This is a genomic window from Pseudomonas sp. WS 5410 (assembly GCF_012985645.1).
Lineage (GTDB): Bacteria > Pseudomonadota > Gammaproteobacteria > Pseudomonadales > Pseudomonadaceae > Aquipseudomonas > Aquipseudomonas shahriarae.
This window is the reverse complement of sequence record NZ_JAAQWS010000033.1, coordinates 1-18,063: the sequence shown is the minus strand read 5'-3', so window position 1 is coordinate 18,063 and position 18,063 is coordinate 1. Positions and strand designations below refer to the sequence as shown.

Sequence of the window (18,063 nt, the reverse complement as noted above, 5' to 3'; positions counted from 1 at the left end):
TGACGCGGGCATCCTGAATGCACGCGGCACCCTCGGGTTATTCGCGAGCTACCGGCGTGACCTTGTCGGTCACGTCCGGGTGCCAGAGTTTCAGAAGATTTGGGTAAACAACCAGTACAAACTGCCCGACAGTACAATCGCCGCCGGCAACGTCAGCACCCAGGCCAACAGCAGATTGCGGATGGTCTTCATCTGCAAGCCGCCACCATTGGCCACCATGGTCCCGGCCACGCCCGACGACAGCACGTGGGTGGTCGATACCGGCAACCCGAACATGTCGGCGGCGCCAATGGTCAGCATGGCCACGGTTTCCGCTGAGGCGCCCTGGGCGTAGGTCAGGTGGGTCTTGCCGATTTTCTCGCCGACGGTCACCACAATGCGCTTCCAGCCGACCATGGTGCCCAGGCCCAGGGCGATGGCCACGGCGATCTTCACCCATAGCGGGATAAAGCGCGTGGCATTGTCGATCTGTTGCTTGAACAGTTGCAGCTTGCCCTCGGTGTCGGTGTCGAAATTTCCGACCTTGCCCTTGTCCATCAGGCGAATGGTTTCGCTGGTCAGGTACATGTCGTTACGCACGTTGCCCATGGCCTCGGCGGGCACCTTGGCCAGGGAGCCGTAGCCTTTGACTTGCTCGCCGATATGCCCGGTCAGGGCGGCGAGGGCGGGGATCAGCTCGGGCGTGACGTCCTTGGTGCGCACATAGGTCGACAGCGTCGGTCGTGGGTCCACCGGCGCCGGTTGCGGGGCGACTTTGACCAGGGCTTGCTGGGTGACTTCAGCCACGGCGGCAAATTGCAGGGATTGATCGGCCGGCATGGTGCGGTTCAACGCGTAGGCCATGGGCAAAGTGCCCACCAGGATCAACATGATCAGGCCCATGCCTTTCTGGCCATCGTTGGAGCCGTGGGCAAAAGATACGCCGGTGCAGGTCACGATCAGCAGGCTGCGAATCCACCACGGCGGCGGGGTGTTGCCCTTGGGCGCCTTGTACAGCGCGCGGTTTTTCACAAAGGCCCGCAGCGCCAGCAACAGCAGAGCGGCAAAGCCGAAACCGATCAGCGGTGACAGCAGCAGCGCATAGCCGATCTTGATCGCCTGCGCCCAGTCCACGCCACTGGTGCCGTCCCGGCCATGCATCAGGGCATTGGCCACGCCCACCCCGATGATCGACCCGATCAGCGTATGGGAGGACGACGCCGGCAAACCCAGCCACCAGGTGCCCAGGTTCCACAGGATTGCCGCGATCAGCAGGGCGAAGATCATCGCAAAACCGGCGGAAGAGCCAACCTGCAAAATCAACTCCACCGGCAGCAAGGCAATGATGGCAAAGGCCACCGCGCCACTGGACAGCAGCACCCCGAGGAAATTGAAGAACCCCGACCAGACCACCGCGAATTGCGGCGGCAGCGAGTTGGTGTAGATCACTGTCGCCACGGCGTTGGCGGTGTCATGGAAGCCGTTGACGAACTCGAACCCCAGGGCAATCAGCAGCGCCACGCCCAGCAGCAGGAATGGGGTCCAGGTGGTGACCACCGCGCCCAGTTCGTGCATGTCGTGCATCAGGCTGTAGGCGGTGAACAACAGGCCCATGGCGAGCACGGAAAAGAACACGATCACCGTGAGCAGGCTGGGTTTGGTGTCCAGTTGCGGTTTTGCGTCAGGGGCGGCTGCCTGGTGGGAGGCGGTCAGGGAAGGGGTGGCCATGCCGGAGCATCCAGAGTGGGGAGGATGTTTCCCATGATCATTGCAGAATGTTACAGAGGTGCTGCCTCAAGTCAGTGTTTGGTGTCGTCAGCCGGCCGCTGGTCTAAAACTCGCCGCCGCTCCCACAGGTTGATTGCATTTGAGCCTTAGTAATCCTGGCGCTTGCGAAACGCCCATCTGCCGGCAATCAAGGTGAACGTCGCCACCAGCGCCACCAGAATCCAGAAACCCTCGGGATCCTGGGAAAGTGGCACGCCACCCACGTTCATGCCAAAGAAGCCCGCGATGATATTGATCGGCAGCGCCAGTACCGTGACCACCGTCAGGGTAAACAGCGTGCGGTTGCTTTGTTCGTTGAGGTTGGCGGCGATTTCTTCCTGCAACAACTTGATCCGTTCGCCCAGGGCCGTGAGGTCGTTGATGATCAGGGCGAACTCTTCGGTGGATTTGCGCAACTCCTTCACGTCTTCCTTCTGCAGCCACTGCGGCGGGCGATTGAGCAGGCGCAGCAGCGAGCCCGGCTCCAGCGCCAGCAGGCGTTGCAAGCGCACCAGCACCCGGCGCATGGCCCCCAGTTCGGCGCGGTTGGTGGACAGGCGCGAGGACAGCAACTGGTCTTCGATCTGGTCGACGCTGAGGCTGGTCTTGCGCACGATCTGCGTCAGCACCTCGCCTTGATCGCGCAACAGATGCACCAGCAATTCCAGGGGCGAGCGGAAGTGTTCGCCGGCCTTTACCGATGAGCGCAGCTTGTCCACCGAATGCAGCGGTTGCAGGCGCGCACTGATCAGCAGGCGGCTGCGGGCGCAGACCCACAAGGTGGAAATGTCCGATGACATCATGCTGCTGAAGTTGAACACCACGTCGTTGACCACCGCCAGCAAGGCCGAGTCCACATGCTCGATACGGGTGGAGCGCGAGCCTTCGTGCAAGGCTTCGAAGAACTCCGGCGGCAACTCCAGGTGCGCCTGCATCCAGCGCTGGCAGGCGGCGTGGGCCAGGTTCAGGTGCAGCCAGAGGAATTCATCGGGATCGGCCGGGGCTTGCAAGGCCTTGAGCACGGCCGCCGAGTCGATCTGCTCGGCTTTCTCGCCGGGCCTGAAGCGGAAACCGTAAAGCAGGCCAAACAGGTCGGAGTCCTGGTGGCCGTGGTCGATGCTGTGGTTCATGGTGGCTCGCAGGGGAGGGCGACGGATGCGCGTCGCGCAATCATTGCAAGGGGATTTGACCGTTTTGTGTCAGTCACAGATCGACGCCGTACGACCGCTCATCCGCTGGGCTCAAGAAGCGTCTAGTCCGGCCGATTCAAGGTGCAAGTATGCAATTGGATTGGCCATGTGTTGGCTGACAGGGATGTTGCGGTGCAGGTCCCCATTTCCCTGTTTCGAGGCTTCTCCCCGATGAGTTTTTTGCGAAAGTCCTTGAGAGCACAGATTTTGTCGTTGCTCGGTGGCAGCCTGTTGGCAATGCTGTTGATTGCCCTGGCGTGTTTTCATTTTCTCTCCAACGGTGTGCAGAGTTACCGCAGTTTGCTGGAGGGGCCGTTGCAAACCTCACAGCTGATTGATGAAGCCAACCTGCAATTCAAGGTCCAGGTCCAGGAATGGAAAAACGTCCTGCTGCGTGGCAAGCAACCTCAGGACATGAACAAGTACTGGGGGCAGTTCCAGGATCGGCAGCAAGACGTGCAGGGCATCCTGGCGCGCCTGGTGAGCAACACCCAGGGCGATCCAGGCTTGAACCGTCGCCTGGAAACCTTGCGTCAAGAGCACCAGATGCTGGGCGTGGCCTACCAGAAGGGGCGTGACGCTTACGTGGCCGCCGGGGCTGATGCGGCGGCCGGGGATAACGCGGTCAAGGGTGTGGACCGCGCGGTGAGTGAGCAGATGAGCGCGCTGGTTACCCAACTGCATGAGCAGGGCAAGCAGCAATCCCTGGCAATCAGCGCCTATGCCGAACGTACCGTGATGCTGGGCCTGGCGGTGATGGTGCTGTCTGGAGGGCTGATCGGTCTGTTCAGCCTGTGGTTGATCAACCGCAACCTGATTTTGCCGATCCGTGGCCTGATCGACTATGTGGCCCAATTGAGCCATGGCCGGTTTGCCGAACGCGTTGCCAGCCAGCGCCAGGATGAACTGGGGCACTTGGCCCAAGCCGCCAATACGTTGCGCGACTTCCTCGCTGAAACCTTTGGCCGCCTGCAGCGCAGTGCCAAGGACCTGGTGAGCGCCAGTGGCGAGTTGAACTCGATTGCCGGGCAGATGGCGACGGGCACCCAGGATCAGTTCAACCGTACCGATCAAGTGGCGACTGCGATGACCGAAATGTCCGCCACCGCCCAGGAAGTCGCGCGCCACGCCGCCAGCGCTTCGCGGGCGGCGGATGAGGCCGATCATTCGGCCCGTGAGGGCGGCGAGGTGATGCAAGTGACCATTGCCACCATCGGCCAGATGCGTAACGAGATCCTCAACACCGGTGGCATTATCCGCCGCCTGGAAGCAGACAGCGTGCGCATCGGCACGGTGCTGGAAGTGATTCGCGGCATCGCCGAACAGACCAACCTGCTGGCCCTCAATGCGGCGATCGAGGCCGCGCGAGCAGGCGAAGCCGGACGTGGGTTTGCGGTGGTGGCCGATGAGGTGCGCAGCCTGGCGCAACGCACAGCGGCGTCGATCATCGAGATTAACCAGATCATCCAGGCAGTGCAGACCGGCGCCGTGGATGCCGCCGAGGCGATTGTCAGCGGCCAGTCATGCAGTGATGAGAGCGTCGAAAAGGTCACCCAGGCCGGGGCGATGCTCAGTCATATCACCCAGGCTGTAGAGGCGATCCGCGATATGAACCGGCAGATTGCCACAGCGGCCGAAGAGCAAACTTCGGTGGCCGAGGATATCTCGCGCAACATCACGCAAATCACCACGGTGGCCACTGCCAACCTGGACAACGTGCAGCGCACCGAAGCGGCCAGTCATAACCTGCGTGGGCTGTCTGCTGAGCTGAATGAGGTGACGGCGCGCCTTAGCGCCTGACCAGACACAACTGCGCCGCCCGAAGGCGGCGCGTTGTGTTGCCGGGGCAACTTAAGTGTCTTGCTTGTTTTCCAGCACTTCGCCGGTCTTGGCGTCGAGCTTCACATCCCACTTCTTGCCAGTGGTGTCGGTCAGGTCAACTTCGTAGACCAGGCGCCCGGCTTCGTTATCCAGCTCAGTGTCGTTGATGGTGGCGCCGGCATGTTTGGCCAGGGCGGCGGCATTCAGCTGTTCAAATGGCTTCACGGCGCCCGATTGCAGCAGGCTTGGAATCTGGTCCGGGCGAACATCGGCCTGGGCCAGGCCGGCAGTCAGAGTCAGGGCAGCAGCAGCGAACAGAGCGGTCAGGTTTTTCATGATGTGGTCCTTTGGGGTGAGCTGTTTAAGTGGGATCAGATTACCCCGCGCAACTTAATTTACCCTTAATTGTGTAGGACGTTTGCGTTGTTTGTTCAATCGCCCCGCGCCGGGGAATTTCATGCTGGTGTCTCACCCACGGGAGACACTTATGAAACACCTATTGGCTTGGCTATACGCGCCCTTGTTCTGGGCGGGTTTTATTGGCGCGGGGCTCTGGTTGGTCACGCTAGGGGCATCGCAGTGGCTGCTGGCGGTGTTTGCGCTGGCCATCGGCGTGTCGTTTATCGCCGAGCTGTGCTTGCCCTACGAGCCCCAGTGGAACCGCCCTCTGGGCGACCGACGCCGGGATGTCCTCCACGCGCTGGTCAATGAAAGCCTGAATGCCCTGGGGTTGCTGGCATTGCCGCTGCTCACGGCATGGCTGGCGATCGAGGGCGCCTGGCCGCGCGCCTGGCCGCTGTGGGCGCAATTGCTGCTGGCAATCATCATTGCCGATGCGGGCATCACCCTGATGCATTACGCCAGCCATCGCATCGCCGCACTCTGGCGTTTGCATGCGGTGCATCACAGCGTGCAGCGGCTCTATGGGTTCAATGGCTTGATGAAGCATCCCTTGCACCAGATGCTGGAGGCCACGGCCGGCCTGCTGCCGTTGATCCTGCTGGGCATTCCGCTGGAGGTGGCGATGCTGCTGGCGTTGACCATTGCCATCCAACTGTTGCTGCAGCACTCCAACGTCGATATGCGCCTGGGGCCGTTGCGCTGGGTATTTGCCTGGGCGCCCGTGCATCGCTTCCACCATATGAAGTACGGGCGCGCAGGGGATGTGAATTTCGGTTTGTTTTTCAACCTGTGGGACTGGCTGTTGGGGACTGCGTTTTACACCGAGGACTATCGAATGGGCGAGGGCGACCTGGGGATTGGCAGCCGGCCGGATTTTCCGGTGGATTACGTCGAGCAGTTGCGTGATCCCTTCAGTGCGGCGCAACTGAGCAAGGAGCCTGCGGTGCCAAGCGCACTACTGTAGGAGATGTACTTGAAGATGGCGCAAGGAGGCCCCGGCGGTCACGCCAAACAGTTGCTTCATGGTCCGCGAGAAGTGCGCCGAGTCGGCAAACCCCGCGCCATGGGCTGCTTGGGTCAGGGTGTGACCGTTCAGGGCCAGATCCAGGGCCCGGCGCAGGCGGCGCCACATCACCAGGCGCCGCACCGGCACGCCGAGCTGGCTGACAAACAGGCGCTCCAACTGGCTCAACGACAGGTGCGCCGCCTGCGCCAATGACTGCGCCGAGACCTTGCCGCTCAACTGTTGATCGAGGGTGTGCAGGGCGCGTTGCACGCGCTCATCGTCCGCCTGGCGACGTGGTAGCTGGCGCAATGTCTGCTCCAGGCGCTGATGGGAAAAATCGGCGGTATCCAGGGCGTGTTGCAACGACTGGCTTTCAAATGCACCGGGTTCCACATAAGCCATCAACACTGTACCGGGGGCATGCACGATGGCATGGGGCTGGCGAGAGGGGATGAACAGGCGGTAAGCCGTTTGCAGGTGCCCATCAAGGCTGACCGTGAAGGGGCTCTCCGCGGACAGGATAAATTGATGGGCGTAATGCGCGTGGGGCGCCGTACGCCCCGTCTCACCGAGGATCAGGCCGTAATCAGGCCCCAGCCACAGTTGGCCTGACCACTCGCTCACTCAGTAACCGTTGTCCTGCAGCAGATCCTGCACGCTGGAAGACGGCCAGCGCTTGTAGAACTTCAGCAGTTCGGCGGCACGGTTGGTGAAGATGCCATCGACCCCGGCGCTCATGACCTTCTCGAAGTCCACCGGCTCGTCGACGGTATAGACGTGCACCAGCAGGCCCTTGTCGTGGGTCAGTTGGTTCATCTCGGGCTTGACCAGGTCCGAATAGCTCTGGTCGCCCAGGTTCGTCAGTTGTGCCGATGGGCCAGTGCCAATTGCACCGAGGCTCTTGGCTTCATCGACCCACTTCTCGAATTCGGCCGCGTCCTTGGGTTCCTGCTTGGCATAGTAGGCCGCCTTGGTCGGTTCGCCGGACTCGGCGAAAGTCACCTTGGACTTGGGCTCGATGCTGCCTTCACCTACCCACAACAGCAGGATTTTCGGGGTGTTGGGCATCTCTTTCTGCAGTTCCTTGAGGCTGGCCGTCTCGAACGTCTGCAACACCACGCGGCCCTTGCCCTGGCCGACGCCTGTGTTGCTCTTGCCCAGCTTGGAACCCACGGAACTCAGCCACCCCTTGTCCAGCAGCTTGTCCTTCAGATCGGCTTCGATCCCCGGGAACTGCTTGGGCTCTTTGGTTTCGATGTACAGGCCGGGTTTATGCTGGGGGTTGCCTTCGGCGATCTTGATGATTTCGTCCAGGCTGAGGATTTTCAACCCGACGAAGCCCGGGCGCGCACGCTCTGGGTAGGCGGTGTTGAACCAACTGCCGGCATCCAGGCTTTGCAGTTCTTTCCAGGTGAACTCGTTGGCCGGGCTGTCCTTGCGCTCGGGGAACTTGGTGGCCACGTCGGTGGTGCGTTGCAGGTTATTGTCGTGCAGGGCGAACAGCACGCCGTCCTTGCTGCGTTGCAGGTCCAGTTCCAGGTAGTCGGCACCCAGGTCGCGGGCGAGCTTGTAGGCGGCGGCGGTGGATTCCGGTGCATCGTAGGACGCACCCCGGTGGGCGATCACGGCAGGGTGCGGAATGCCCTCCTTGGTCGCCAGTTCAACCGGGCTGATGGGGCTTGCAGCCTGTGCGTGGCCAAGGCCCATCATCAGTGCGAGCAGCAGGGCACTCTTGGTAAACGTAGCAGGCATGTGCGAGGTCCTTTCGTGGAGGTAGCTTCAAGAAGGCTTCCTTTTTAACAATTGCATTCAAATCGCGCTATCACCAAACCGACATTAACGTGCGCATGCGCTATTTTTCTGCGCTTTTGTGCCGTGCTATGCAGTATTCTTGGCCCGAGTTTCCCCGCCAGAGGGAAACCTGCATTGCCTTCTTTCGCCGCCTCGCGTGTAAACCATCGTTCACTTCCCCTGTGGGATTTTTCAGTGAGGTTTAGCATGCGCATCACTTCAGAACTCATCTGCCAGGCCGCCGACCAACTCAACGGCTTTGTCGGCCTGAACCGCAAGACCGGCCAGTACATCGTGCGTTTCAGCGAAGACTCGTTCGGCATGGACGTCGCCGACGACGGCATCATCCCCACCAGCGAGTTTGTCTGGCAGCCGGCGGCCGACCAGGCCATGACCCTGTCCCGCGAGCACATCCAACTCCTGCTGGACCAGAACATCGACGACCGCATCAACATCACCGAGCCGCTGCGGGTGTATATGCGCCGGGTGGAGATCCCGCAGATCAGCGCGGTGCGCAGCCTGGTAGGTTGATCACCATCACGCCAATCCCGTAGGCGCGGGGGTGGTGCCGTTTGCGGTGAAGGCATAAGCCCGTTCTACCTTGCATACCCGTGTCTGAAACGCGCCGTACCAGATGGCCCGGCCCTGTTCGCGGGTGTTGCGGTGCTCGGCGTGTTGTTTCCAGGCCAGGATGGCGGCCTCGTTGGTCCAGTAGGACACGGTAATCCCCAGGCCATCATCGCCGCGGGCTGATTCGACACCGAGAAACCCCGGTTGCTGGCGGGCCAGTTCGAGCATGCGGTCGGCGGCCTGTGCGTAGCCTTGGTCGGTCTCGGTGCGCAGGGAAGTGAAGATCACTGCGTAGTAGGGCGGGGAGGGTGTCTGGGCGATCATGCCGAGCGCTCCAGGCAGGCCTGGAGCCATGCGCTGACCAGCGGCACGCTGGCACCGGTAAGTGCCGCGCGTTCTGGCTGGAACAGAGTGGCGACAAAAAACGGATGGTCCAGCAGTTCTATCGCCCGCACCTCGCCCGCCGAATCATGGGCGCTGCCAATCAGATTGTCCTCCAGCAGTGCCTGTTTGAAGTCGGCATTGAGGCCATAGCGGCAACGATAACCCTCCTGGATTTCAAGGGTGCCGTAAGCCTCGGCGATACGGGTGAAGGCCATCAAGTGGATGGGCGCGATGGTTTCGATCAGAGCACACGACAAGGGGGCGATCACCGCCCGTGGCGCATCAGGTGCCAACTCGCCATGTTCGGCATCGGCCCACCTCAGCACATTGCGTGCATATTCCAACACGGCATGTTGAAAACCGCCGCAGGTGCCGAGGAAAGGACGCCGCTGTTCGCGGGCAAAGCGGATCGCCCGCAACGCCCCGTCGGCATCGCGATAGGGGCTTGCAGGTACGCACCAGAACCCGTCGAAAGGCTGCAAGGTGTGGTTGTCCTTAAGGGTGTCGGTGGCCAGCCATTCAATCTGAAGTGTCAGCCTCAGGTGTGTACTCGCCTGTTGCAGGGCAAGGGGAATGGCTTGGTGGGCGGTGACTTGAGGATCGTAATCGCCGATCAGGGCGAGGTGCAGAGCAGAGGGGGTCATGGCGTGCGTCCAATGGCTTGTCGAGTCCTGAAGGGCACTATAGATTGGCGTTCGCGCAATCAATATTGGCGTTACCCCACATGTTCAATGCAGCCACGCACTATCAAATCGACTATTCCGACCTGGCGCTGATCCTTGCCCTGGTGCGTGGCGGCACTTTGGCGCGGGCTGCGGCCTTGCTGCGGGTGGATGTGTCTACGGTGTTTCGGGCCGTGCGGCGTCTTGAGTCGTCTTTGGGGCAGGCACTGTTCGAAAAAAGCCGCGCCGGTTACCTGCCGACCAGCTTGGCCACCACCTTGGCCCAGCAGGCCGAGCGTGCCGAACAGGCGCTGCAAGCAGCCCGCGTGGGGGTCGAGCAGGGCGGTGAAGTGATCAGCGGCACGGTGCGCCTGACCTGCACTGACTCAGTGTTGCAGGGCCTGTTATTGCCGGCCTTGGCGCAGTTCATGCCCGCTTACCCGGCACTGACCCTGGAATTGAGTACGTCCAATGATTTCGCCAACCTCAGCCGCCGCGACGCGGATATTGCCTTGCGCCTGACCAGGACGCCGCCGGAGCACCTGGTGGGACGGTGTTTGGGGACGGTGTCCTATCGAGTCTGCGCCAGTGCCGGTTACATAGAGCAACACGCTACTCAAGATTTGGCGGCCCTGGCGTGGATCGCCCCGGATGATTTTTTGCCCGACCATCCCACCGTGGCTTGGCGTCGCCAGCATTTACCCGGCGTAAGGCCCAGTTATCGGTGCAACAGCATGTTGTCTGTAACCCAATTGGTACGTGCCGGTCTGGGCGTGGCGGCGCTGCCGGATTTTCTGTTGGCGGATGGCCAGGGATTGCAGCCGTTGGGGCCGGCGCTTACGGGTTACGACACGGCCTTGTGGTTGCTGACGCGCCCGGACAGTCGGGCGCTGCGTTCAGTGGTGACGTTGTTCGATGAGCTGGGCCGGCATCTGCGTCGCCCTTTATAGGCATCGGCCAGCCCGAGCATTGGCAAACATGCTCACCGCCCGCACGGCGAGCCGGCTTCTACAGGGTGGACGAACATGCGGTCTGAATAATTAGCCCCTTCAGGCGGAGCGTGCGACCAGTGAATCGGCGACGGTCACCCGATTGCGCCCGGTGCCCTTGGCGGCGTACAGGGCTTGGTCCGCCGCGTTGAGCCACATATGCGCCTGGGTGAATTGCGCCTGGTAGGCCGCCAGGCCAATGCTCAGGCTGACCCGTAGTTCTGGAACCTGCGGGTCGCGGTAGCGGCTGAACATTTCCCGCAGGCGTTCCATCACATAACTGGCTTGCTCCAGCGACACGTCCGGCAGGATCACGCAGAACTCGTCGCCACCGTAGCGGCCCGTCAGGTCATTTTCCCGCACATTGCGCTGCAATTCCTTACTCAGTTGCCGCAAGACCCGGTCGCCGACGATATGGCCATAGGCATCGTTGATCTGCTTGAAGTGGTCGACATCAATCAGTGCGATGGTGGCCTGGGACTGTTGTTGCTGGCACTTGTGAAACTTCAATTGCAGCAAGTCCTTCCACGACCCGTGATTGAGCAGGCCGGTCAGGCTGTCGGTACGGCTCAAGGCACTCAGGGCGCGCTTGTGTTCCGAGAGCTTGATAGCCAGGCGATAGCTGGCCATGCCGATGGCGACGGGGTAGAGAATCAGCATCGGCAGGCAGGCATACACCTGGATCAGGCCGACATTGGGGTTGAACGAAGGACCGAACACCAGCCAGGCCACTGCCACGCCCACCAGTTGCGCGAGCATGCCCTGGATCATCAGCTTTTTGCCGCCCGCCGCGACGTTATGCATGGTCATCATCGCGAGGATGGTCACTGCAGTCAGGGGCGTGAATTGTGTGGCTGCGGCCCAGAACCCGCCGGACACTGAGTCATACAGCAGATTGCGTCGCTCGGCCTGGTACGGAAACGCTGAATGGCTTGATAGCTGGTATGCCAGGTGCGGCCAGATAAACCCATTGAACAGCCACAGTGCCCAGACCCATCCGGGCATGGCCAGCGGGTATAGGGCGGCCAGCACGCAAAGGCTGCCGATGCCCAGCCCGAGAATGCGCGGCCGATAAATGCGCCGGGCAAACGAGAGCCCTTTGCCTCGAAGGTTTTCCATAGATTCCTGCGTCAGGTTGTTCTTTTTTTAAGTTGCGAAGGCGTGCCTTGTCAAAAGGCCATTTACGCCAGATGACAGGTGATTATTGTCAGTGATTTACGCAGGAATAATCAGTGTCCTTCCAGGCCATTTGCGTGGGGATCCGCAGGATTCAGGCAAAAACGACCCGCCAGTGTCGTATTGACGACAGAGGGATTTATTGGGGGCGGGTGGCAATCTCGTAGCCGGCCAGAAACAGGTCCATCGCTGACTCGATCACGTTGGCCTGGGTAGTCGCATCCAGGGTGGGTTGGCCCAGGGTGATTTGCGGCCAGAAGGCGAAGGCCTTGAGCAGGCTTTGCACCTGATGGGCGGCAAAGCACGGGTCCACGGGCTTGAGGCGACCGTCTTCCTGCGCTGCGCGCACCCATAATGTGAACCCTTCTTCACGTTCGCTCAGGCGATTGACGATGCCCTGGGCCCGCTCCGGGGAATGGATGGTCGCGGCAATTGCCACCCGGGCCAGGTCGAGGAAGTTGGCGTCCGACATCATCTTCATCTTCGCTTGCAGCAACACCCGCAATTGGTCGCGCAGGGGCTGTGCGCTGCTGTAGCTGACATCCAGTTGTGCAACGCTGCTGGCCCATAACTTATTCAGGATCTCGGTGAACAACTCCTCCTTGCTGGGGAAGTGGTTGTACACCGTGCGCTTGGATACGCCAGCGGTGGCGGCGATCTTGTCCATGCTGGTGACCTCGAAACCGTTATCGCGAAACTCGGCAATGGCCGCTGCCACAATGGCTTCGCGTTTACGGTCGGTGAGGCGTTGAGGTGCAGTCATGGGGCTTTCGGCTCTGGGAAGAAAATTACACTCGGTAGTTTACTTGGTCCGGGTTTTGTTGCAATCTTGAAACTACACTGTGCAGTGTAGTTGTTGACCTGCATCAGCAGAACGTACCGGAGTCACTCTGTAATGGCCACGATCTCTACCCGTGTCGATACCTCTTCCCCAGCGCTCAAATCGTCCGAGCAGCAGCAAGGTCAGTTCAATAATCATGCGCCGGTCAGCCGTGCAGGCTTTGGCAAAACGCTACAGATTTTCTGGAAGATGCTCTTTCATAAGCCCCGCAGCACGCGGCCGGTAGGTGAAATCCCGGTACAGTGCCTGACGCGTGAGCAGTTATTGAGCGCCCCGAATCACAGTGTCTACCGCTTGGGGCATTCCACCGTCCTGCTGAAAATGCGCGGCAAGTTCTGGCTGACCGATCCGGTGTTCGCCGAGCGGGCTTCGCCTTTCAATTGGGCCGGCCCCAAGCGCTTTCATCAGCCGCCTATCAGCCTTGAAGAACTGCCGCCGATTGAGGCGGTGATCTTGTCGCATGACCATTACGACCACCTGGACCGCCAAGCCGTTGTGCAATTGGCCGCCAAGACGCGCTATTTTCTCGCGCCACTGGGCGTGGGTGACACCTTGATCAAATGGGGTGTGGCGCCAGGCAAGGTGCGGCAGTTGGATTGGTGGCAGGGCACTGAAGTGGACGGCATCCACTTTGTCGCCACCCCAGCCCAGCATTTTTCCGGCCGAGGCCTGTTTGATGGCAACCAGACGCTGTGGGCGTCCTGGGTGATGGTCGATGATGCCCGGCGTATCTTTTTCAGTGGCGACACCGGCTATTTCGAAGGTTTCAAGCGTATTGGCGAGCAATATGGGCCATTTGACCTGACGCTGATGGAAACCGGTGCTTACAACGTCGACTGGCCCGATATCCACATGCAGCCCGAACAAACTTTGCAGGCCCATATCGACCTGAAGGGGCGCTGGTTGCTGCCGATCCACAATGGCACCTTTGACCTGGCATTTCATGCCTGGCATGAGCCGTTTGACCGCATCATGGCCCTGGCCTGGGAGCGCAATGTGTCAATTGCCACACCCGCCATGGGCCAGGCTTTTATGCTGGCTGCCCCTGAACGTGGGCATGCCTGGTGGCTGGATGTCGAGGCCCAGGCGGCAGAACAGCTAGTGAGTTGAAAGGGGTTGCTAAAGCCACACGGTAAAAGGGCTTTCAAGGTATTTCTGCCTGGAGAACCGACTGGAAAAGGGTGCGATGATCTCGGAAAGCCATTTTCTGGGAGTGGGGCCTGATGGAGGACAAATGTAGGAAAACCTTGTCGCCCGGTGCACCCTGTTCCGTGGGGTTGCCTTTGGTGTTCAACGCCTTTAACGCAATGCCTTGTGGGCCTGCCGCTCCTTCTGGGTCGACAGACAATGTGTCAACGTCTCGCGGTGGCATTGAGTTTCAGCCTGCTGCTACGCCTGCCGTCCAGGGCCCCAGGTTCGATATCCCTGGCCCGATGATGAAGACCGTACGTGATCCGTCGCTATCGCTTATTGCCTTGAGCGGCCTGGACCCTGTAGGCCAGGTCATGGTGGAAGTTCCGCCCATCATGGAAAACAACGCCGCCAAATCCGCTCCCGCCCTGGCCGATTGGCGTATCGGTTTTGCCGACGGATATTTGCGCAACGGTGTACGTGAAACGGTGGAGCATTCCAGCGGGTTTCTCCAGGCTTTGGAGGTGTTAAAGGCTGCCGGCGCCCAAGTGGTGCCAGTGGAGGCACAGTTACCGGATGCCGCGTACTTCACTCTGGAGTCCAGCAACGAGATCGACAAGCGAATGAACGAGCATCGCCTCGACGCGTTGGTGTCAGACGGCCAAAGCCCAGCCTTCCACATCTTCTGCAAAACCGGATACCCAGGCGTATGCCAGATATTCAGCGACGGTCTCCAAGGCACGAGGGTCGTACTCTGGTTCTACGGTGCCCGTTGGGCACGGGACTCGCTGTCGGTCTTGGTGCGGGTCTATCAACAGGCGATGCAGGCTCACGCCGACATGCCCGTGAGGTGACCCCTTTGCGCGGTCATCGGGCCTAAGCGCCGTTGGGTTGAGGCGTGTTCGAGGATGGCGAGCCCAGCAGCCGGGCGATAAGGCTCCGACGAGCCGGTTCGGCATCCGCCTGTGGCGTAGGGGAGCGACGCCCGCTCATGCCCCATCCCGGCGCAAACCCTGGGAAAAACACCAGGCCTTCGTGCTCCAGACGAAATGCCAGGGCGATGCGGATGGCGTCATCCACCTCCTGATGGCTTTCAAAACGCTGGATAGCGTCCACCCCAACCCCGGCTTGTCGGGCCAGGTCTTCCCGGCTCCAGCCCAGCAGCGCGCGGGCCTGCACACTGTGCCGTGGGGTGAATTGATGAAGGACGATTTGCTGATCTACGGTGGTGCTCACTGCCAGAGAGGACATGGGGTTCTCCAGGAATCCAACGGGGGAGGGCAAACTATACTGTGTTTTTGTACAGCTGTTTTGACCGTTCATCAACTGGATTCTTTCTCGGCTGATCGGCCCGCGATTGGCGGGCGCTTCCGGTCACTTCTCCTCCAGCCCCGGCGCCTCGCGGATCAGCAGGTGGTCCAGGTTCTGGATATCGGCACTGAACACCCCGAACGTCTGCTCGGGGTTTTTCTTGCTTGGTACCTGTTTCAACTCCGGCGTCACACCATAAAAGAAGCAATACAGCGGGCGATCGCTGTTTACGGCGGCCCTGATCTGCTCCAGGAACGCCTTGCGCTTGCGGTAGTTCTCGATCAGCTTCTTGTTCAGGTAGACGTTGACGGAATACGGCTTCTTGTCGAGCCACACTTTCTTTTCAAAGTCGATGCGAACGCTGCTGGTGTAGTCCTTGATCGCTTTGATCCGGCCCCAGTAGATCAAGCCCTTGTTGTCTTGCAGGTATTCGATCTTCTTGAAAAACGCCCAATACGTCGCGGTGTGCTCACCGATCTTCAACGGCATGCCCTTGAGCTTGTCCTTGTCGTCGATATTGGACACGTAGCATTCCACCGGGTGGGCGAAGACGCTGGTCTTGTCCGGGGTGGTTTCGCTGGCGCTGTGGGAAGTATTGGAGATTTTCGAAGGTGCTTTCGCCGGATCTTGTGGGATAGCGTCTGCGGAACCTTGGATGACTGTCTTGCGTTCGTACTGACGTCGAGTCAGCACAAACTCCGACGGGAAGTTCTCTTCGCGCTCGTCCGCAGCGTCTCCCGCAGCGGCCTTGTGGCTGGCATAGCGGCAGCCGTCGATATGCCGGGTGCTGGGCAGGTTCTTGAAGTGCGGGGTGCGCAGGTAGTTGACGTTCTTGCCATTGAACGTACCCAGCACATTGCCCGCTGCAAACGCTGCACGGCAATCATCGTTGGGGCAGAGAAAGCTGTCCTTATCGGAGTCGAAGGCGGCGGTTTCGTCGAAATTCAGGTCGCGCACGTCATAGATCGACAGCTTTTCGTCCAGGCTCAGGCAATAGGCTATGTCGAATTTCATCGGGGCGGGTCCGTGGCAAGATTCGCTATTAATAGCGGGGTTGCGCAGGTAGCACAAATGTCCGCTATCAGGGCGCAGCCCTTTCAACACGTCTGAAAGGGCTGGTTCCAAGCGGCTTACGGCTTCGGTTTGCCTCGGCGCTTGGCCGAATGAAAATGCCGCCAATGCGCATCTTGCGCCGCCGCCAGCAACTCGCGATCCCCGCGCGTGTCACCCCAGGCCCTGAGCCGATACTCACCCAGGTCGCCATACACCGCTTCAAGCCGCAACACCTTGTTCTCACAACGGCAGTTGTTGCCCGTAAGGCGCCCACTCAACACCCCATCGACCACCTCAAGCTCGGTCCCGATCAGTTTGATTCCCAGGCGATCGGCAAAAGGTTGCAACACGATTGCCGGCGAAGCCGAACACAACGTCACTTCGGCACCGGAGCCAATTTCATCGGCCACCGACTGCAAACCGGCAGGGCGCATCAGCTTGTTCCAATAAGCCTGGCAGTATTCTTCGGCTTTGCGCTGCACCCAGGCCTTCTCTACACCGGTCATAAAGGTGCGAATCAACTGCGCCTTGAGCTCATCACGGCTCATCCGGCGCACCAGAAAGCGCAAGCCCGGCAGCGCCAGCTTGAGCATCCGGCGATTGAATTCCTGCTTGCCGAAAGCAAACTTGAGAAACGGCACAAAACTGTCGTGGCGGGTCAGGGTGCCGTCGAAGTCGAACACTGAAAGTACCTTGGCGCCCACGGGGCCGGCTTCTAGCATGTCTGGGTTCACGGGGTGGCCTCGGTCCTATCTACTATTTTTTTGGAATGCATAAGCTGTGACCGCAGGAGTCTACTCCGGTATCAATCTGCTGATTCTCGAGTAAAACCCCGCAGTGAAATCATCCCGGTCGCTCGACCGGTGACAACGCTGATGGCAATTGGGGCACAAGGCTACAGCATTGGAGATGCGATCCGAACCCTTACGGGCCAGGTGTTTGAGGTGATGTACTTCAAGAAATGGCAAACCGGCGGCCATAAAAAAGCCCCGGGTGCGACCCCAGGGCTTTTTCACGCTGCGACTATGAGCTCATCGTCATTGGCCCGCGAAACGGTGGTCCCGAAAATAAATGGCAGAACATTACTGGTTTTTGCGTAGGAGGGGGTTATTTTATTTCGATAACATCATGTCGGCGCAAAAGGCGAATTGTAGAAACGTAGCCGGTTTCATGCAGGTGTACGGGATTAAGCCTTTTCTGTCTTACAAGGTTGGCGCTGTGGCCGATTGAAGCGCCTACGATTTCATCCGCTTCGCAGAAGCTTATGAATAGCTCGCTGTGCTCTTGCACTCGACGGATTTGCTCTATGGATATTAGGGTTTTACTCCCTATGCGGAGGTACTCCAGAAAGTCGCTTTGGATAAATCGCCTGGAGAACGTCTTTGGAGTCATGCCGAGCTGAGCTGAAAAACGCTTGAGCGAGATCATGTTCTCAAGCTGTGCTTTGGCATTTTCCACCGAGCTGCTGGTGAAATGGCGACCAGTCTTCAGATTTTTTGCTCGCGTGATCAAGCCTTGTCGTTCGAGATGCTTCAAATCGTGCAGTACAAACCCAAGAACGCGCGTTGTATGAGTGCTTGATGTAGATTCCTCTCCGATCAAGCTGGAGGCGCCTAGTCGATGACACGGCTTGCGAATTTGCTCCGGCTAGCTGCAAGGGCAGCGGAATGAAAGCAGGTTGCAGCGCCATGGTTTTCTGCGTTTGCAATCGAATCCATTTAAGGACGAGTTTCGCGTTGAGGCTATGGCTCAGCGCAACGCTGGCAATCGAGGCCCCGGGCTGGGCGCACTCTTGGATGACTAGGGCCTTGAAGGACTTGGAGTAGGAACGGCGTTGTGGCTGCATGAAAGACCCGCTTAAAATGGACTACCCCCGTTTCCGTAGACATTTTCCAGCCTCAAAGTGAGGCACTTTCAAAGGCCTCAGGACTGACGCCGCCCAGGTGACTGTGACGACGCGTTCGGTTGTAAAACGCCTCAATGTAATCGA

The 18,063-nt window shown here is 59.9% G+C and carries 20 protein-coding genes and 2 pseudogenes; 6 read left to right on the top strand and 16 right to left on the bottom strand.

Annotated elements, in window-relative coordinates; all coding sequences use genetic code 11:
- Positions 1-90: 90 nt before the first annotated feature.
- Both HBO24_RS28400 and HBO24_RS28395 read right to left on the bottom strand, forming a co-directional pair.
- Complete coding sequence (locus HBO24_RS28400) at positions 91-1,707, bottom strand: inorganic phosphate transporter (protein WP_170060788.1); 1,617 nt, start codon at positions 1,705-1,707, stop codon at positions 91-93.
- 146 nt (positions 1,708-1,853) lie between these two features.
- Complete coding sequence (locus HBO24_RS28395) at positions 1,854-2,876, bottom strand: transporter (protein ID WP_057441934.1); 1,023 nt, start codon at positions 2,874-2,876, stop codon at positions 1,854-1,856.
- Between the two features lie 231 nt (positions 2,877-3,107).
- Here HBO24_RS28395 and HBO24_RS28390 point away from each other — a divergent pair, with 231 nt between their 5' ends.
- The gene (locus HBO24_RS28390) at positions 3,108-4,736 is read left to right on the top strand and encodes a methyl-accepting chemotaxis protein (RefSeq protein WP_170060787.1); all 1,629 of its coding nucleotides are present in this window, start codon (positions 3,108-3,110) and stop codon (positions 4,734-4,736) included.
- A gap of 51 nt (positions 4,737-4,787) precedes the next feature.
- On the opposite strand, the gene HBO24_RS28385 is transcribed toward HBO24_RS28390, so the two are convergent.
- The gene (locus HBO24_RS28385; RefSeq protein WP_038442689.1) at positions 4,788-5,093 is read right to left on the bottom strand and encodes a PepSY domain-containing protein; all 306 of its coding nucleotides are present in this window, start codon (positions 5,091-5,093) and stop codon (positions 4,788-4,790) included.
- 151 nt (positions 5,094-5,244) lie between these two features.
- Here HBO24_RS28385 and HBO24_RS28380 point away from each other — a divergent pair, with 151 nt between their 5' ends.
- Complete coding sequence (locus tag HBO24_RS28380; RefSeq protein ID WP_170060786.1) at positions 5,245-6,123, top strand: sterol desaturase family protein; 879 nt, start codon at positions 5,245-5,247, stop codon at positions 6,121-6,123.
- Here HBO24_RS28380 and HBO24_RS28375 read toward each other — a convergent pair.
- Together HBO24_RS28375 and HBO24_RS28370 are read right to left on the bottom strand one after the other, a co-directional pair.
- Positions 6,115-6,789: an AraC family transcriptional regulator gene (locus HBO24_RS28375; protein WP_170060785.1), complete on the bottom strand. Its 675-nt coding sequence runs from the start codon at positions 6,787-6,789 to the stop codon at positions 6,115-6,117. The two genes, HBO24_RS28380 and HBO24_RS28375, sit on opposite strands and share 9 nt — an antisense overlap.
- Positions 6,790-7,917: a glycerophosphodiester phosphodiesterase gene (locus HBO24_RS28370; RefSeq protein WP_169961349.1), complete on the bottom strand. Its 1,128-nt coding sequence runs from the start codon at positions 7,915-7,917 to the stop codon at positions 6,790-6,792. It lies immediately after the preceding gene.
- A 246-nt stretch (positions 7,918-8,163) separates the two neighbouring features.
- On the opposite strand from HBO24_RS28370, the gene HBO24_RS28365 reads away from it, so the two are divergent.
- Entirely contained in the window at positions 8,164-8,487 is a 324-nt protein-coding gene (locus HBO24_RS28365) for a DUF2025 family protein (protein WP_076962912.1), read from the top strand.
- Positions 8,488-8,493: 6 nt separating this feature from the next.
- On the opposite strand, the gene HBO24_RS28360 is transcribed toward HBO24_RS28365, so the two are convergent.
- Positions 8,494-8,850: an antibiotic biosynthesis monooxygenase gene (locus HBO24_RS28360; protein WP_057960460.1), complete on the bottom strand. Its 357-nt coding sequence runs from the start codon at positions 8,848-8,850 to the stop codon at positions 8,494-8,496.
- Positions 8,847-9,554, bottom strand: a complete 708-nt coding sequence (locus HBO24_RS28355; RefSeq protein ID WP_170060784.1) for a CTP synthase — start codon at positions 9,552-9,554, stop codon at positions 8,847-8,849. The genes HBO24_RS28360 and HBO24_RS28355 overlap by 4 nt, the downstream gene beginning before the upstream one ends.
- A gap of 80 nt (positions 9,555-9,634) precedes the next feature.
- Here HBO24_RS28355 and HBO24_RS28350 point away from each other — a divergent pair, with 80 nt between their 5' ends.
- The gene (locus tag HBO24_RS28350) at positions 9,635-10,522 is read left to right on the top strand and encodes a LysR family transcriptional regulator (RefSeq protein ID WP_170060783.1); all 888 of its coding nucleotides are present in this window, start codon (positions 9,635-9,637) and stop codon (positions 10,520-10,522) included.
- A 99-nt stretch (positions 10,523-10,621) separates the two neighbouring features.
- Here the strand turns inward: HBO24_RS28350 and HBO24_RS28345 are convergent, their stop codons facing one another.
- Both HBO24_RS28345 and HBO24_RS28340 read right to left on the bottom strand, forming a co-directional pair.
- Positions 10,622-11,680, bottom strand: coding sequence for a diguanylate cyclase (locus tag HBO24_RS28345; protein WP_170060782.1), 1,059 nt, complete (start codon positions 11,678-11,680; stop codon positions 10,622-10,624).
- A 196-nt stretch (positions 11,681-11,876) separates the two neighbouring features.
- Entirely contained in the window at positions 11,877-12,500 is a 624-nt protein-coding gene (locus HBO24_RS28340) for a TetR/AcrR family transcriptional regulator (RefSeq protein WP_170060781.1), read from the bottom strand.
- A 132-nt stretch (positions 12,501-12,632) separates the two neighbouring features.
- Here HBO24_RS28340 and HBO24_RS28335 point away from each other — a divergent pair, with 132 nt between their 5' ends.
- Both HBO24_RS28335 and HBO24_RS28330 read left to right on the top strand, forming a co-directional pair.
- Entirely contained in the window at positions 12,633-13,688 is a 1,056-nt protein-coding gene (locus tag HBO24_RS28335; RefSeq protein ID WP_170060780.1) for an MBL fold metallo-hydrolase, read from the top strand.
- Between the two features lie 239 nt (positions 13,689-13,927).
- Positions 13,928-14,563, top strand: a complete 636-nt coding sequence (locus tag HBO24_RS28330) for an amidase family protein (RefSeq protein WP_170060779.1) — start codon at positions 13,928-13,930, stop codon at positions 14,561-14,563.
- Positions 14,564-14,585: 22 nt separating this feature from the next.
- Here HBO24_RS28330 and HBO24_RS28325 read toward each other — a convergent pair whose 3' ends face one another.
- The 7 genes and pseudogenes from HBO24_RS28325 to HBO24_RS29865 form a co-directional block, all read right to left on the bottom strand.
- A complete protein-coding gene (locus HBO24_RS28325) occupies positions 14,586-14,960 on the bottom strand; it encodes a helix-turn-helix transcriptional regulator (RefSeq protein ID WP_170060778.1) in 375 nt (124 codons plus the stop codon).
- A 123-nt stretch (positions 14,961-15,083) separates the two neighbouring features.
- Positions 15,084-16,034 carry a hypothetical protein gene (locus tag HBO24_RS28320; RefSeq protein ID WP_170060777.1) on the bottom strand — a complete coding sequence of 317 codons (951 nt, stop codon included), beginning with the start codon at positions 16,032-16,034 and terminating at the stop codon, positions 15,084-15,086.
- A gap of 116 nt (positions 16,035-16,150) precedes the next feature.
- A complete protein-coding gene (locus tag HBO24_RS28315; protein ID WP_057960453.1) occupies positions 16,151-16,795 on the bottom strand; it encodes an HAD family hydrolase in 645 nt (214 codons plus the stop codon).
- A 72-nt stretch (positions 16,796-16,867) separates the two neighbouring features.
- Positions 16,868-17,044 (bottom strand): annotated as a pseudogene (locus HBO24_RS28310) (HNH endonuclease); the annotation flags it as partial.
- Between the two features lie 136 nt (positions 17,045-17,180).
- Entirely contained in the window at positions 17,181-17,675 is a 495-nt protein-coding gene (locus HBO24_RS28305; RefSeq protein ID WP_170060776.1) for a hypothetical protein, read from the bottom strand.
- 82 nt (positions 17,676-17,757) lie between these two features.
- Positions 17,758-17,919, bottom strand: a pseudogene (locus HBO24_RS29765) (transposase); the annotation flags it as partial.
- Positions 17,920-17,971: 52 nt separating this feature from the next.
- Positions 17,972-18,063 (bottom strand): IS3 family transposase (locus HBO24_RS29865; RefSeq protein WP_332875105.1); only part of this gene is annotated, 92 nt, incomplete at its 5' end.

What these genes read in the sequence shown, in the direction of transcription:
- HBO24_RS28400 (WP_170060788.1), bottom strand. Translation starts at nt 1,707, where the DNA reads ATGGCCACCCCTTCCCTGACCGCCTCCCACCAGGCAGCCGCCCCTGAC.
- HBO24_RS28395 (WP_057441934.1), bottom strand. Translation starts at nt 2,876, where the DNA reads ATGAACCACAGCATCGACCACGGCCACCAGGACTCCGACCTGTTTGGC.
- HBO24_RS28390 (WP_170060787.1), top strand. Translation starts at nt 3,108, where the DNA reads ATGAGTTTTTTGCGAAAGTCCTTGAGAGCACAGATTTTGTCGTTGCTC.
- HBO24_RS28385 (WP_038442689.1), bottom strand. Translation starts at nt 5,093, where the DNA reads ATGAAAAACCTGACCGCTCTGTTCGCTGCTGCTGCCCTGACTCTGACT.
- HBO24_RS28380 (WP_170060786.1), top strand. Translation starts at nt 5,245, where the DNA reads ATGAAACACCTATTGGCTTGGCTATACGCGCCCTTGTTCTGGGCGGGT.
- HBO24_RS28370 (WP_169961349.1), bottom strand. Translation starts at nt 7,917, where the DNA reads ATGCCTGCTACGTTTACCAAGAGTGCCCTGCTGCTCGCACTGATGATG.
- HBO24_RS28365 (WP_076962912.1), top strand. Translation starts at nt 8,164, where the DNA reads ATGCGCATCACTTCAGAACTCATCTGCCAGGCCGCCGACCAACTCAAC.
- HBO24_RS28360 (WP_057960460.1), bottom strand. Translation starts at nt 8,850, where the DNA reads ATGATCGCCCAGACACCCTCCCCGCCCTACTACGCAGTGATCTTCACT.
- HBO24_RS28355 (WP_170060784.1), bottom strand. Translation starts at nt 9,554, where the DNA reads ATGACCCCCTCTGCTCTGCACCTCGCCCTGATCGGCGATTACGATCCT.
- HBO24_RS28350 (WP_170060783.1), top strand. Translation starts at nt 9,635, where the DNA reads ATGTTCAATGCAGCCACGCACTATCAAATCGACTATTCCGACCTGGCG.
- HBO24_RS28345 (WP_170060782.1), bottom strand. Translation starts at nt 11,680, where the DNA reads ATGGAAAACCTTCGAGGCAAAGGGCTCTCGTTTGCCCGGCGCATTTAT.
- HBO24_RS28340 (WP_170060781.1), bottom strand. Translation starts at nt 12,500, where the DNA reads ATGACTGCACCTCAACGCCTCACCGACCGTAAACGCGAAGCCATTGTG.
- HBO24_RS28335 (WP_170060780.1), top strand. Translation starts at nt 12,633, where the DNA reads ATGGCCACGATCTCTACCCGTGTCGATACCTCTTCCCCAGCGCTCAAA.
- HBO24_RS28325 (WP_170060778.1), bottom strand. Translation starts at nt 14,960, where the DNA reads ATGTCCTCTCTGGCAGTGAGCACCACCGTAGATCAGCAAATCGTCCTT.
- HBO24_RS28320 (WP_170060777.1), bottom strand. Translation starts at nt 16,034, where the DNA reads ATGAAATTCGACATAGCCTATTGCCTGAGCCTGGACGAAAAGCTGTCG.
- HBO24_RS28315 (WP_057960453.1), bottom strand. Translation starts at nt 16,795, where the DNA reads ATGCTAGAAGCCGGCCCCGTGGGCGCCAAGGTACTTTCAGTGTTCGAC.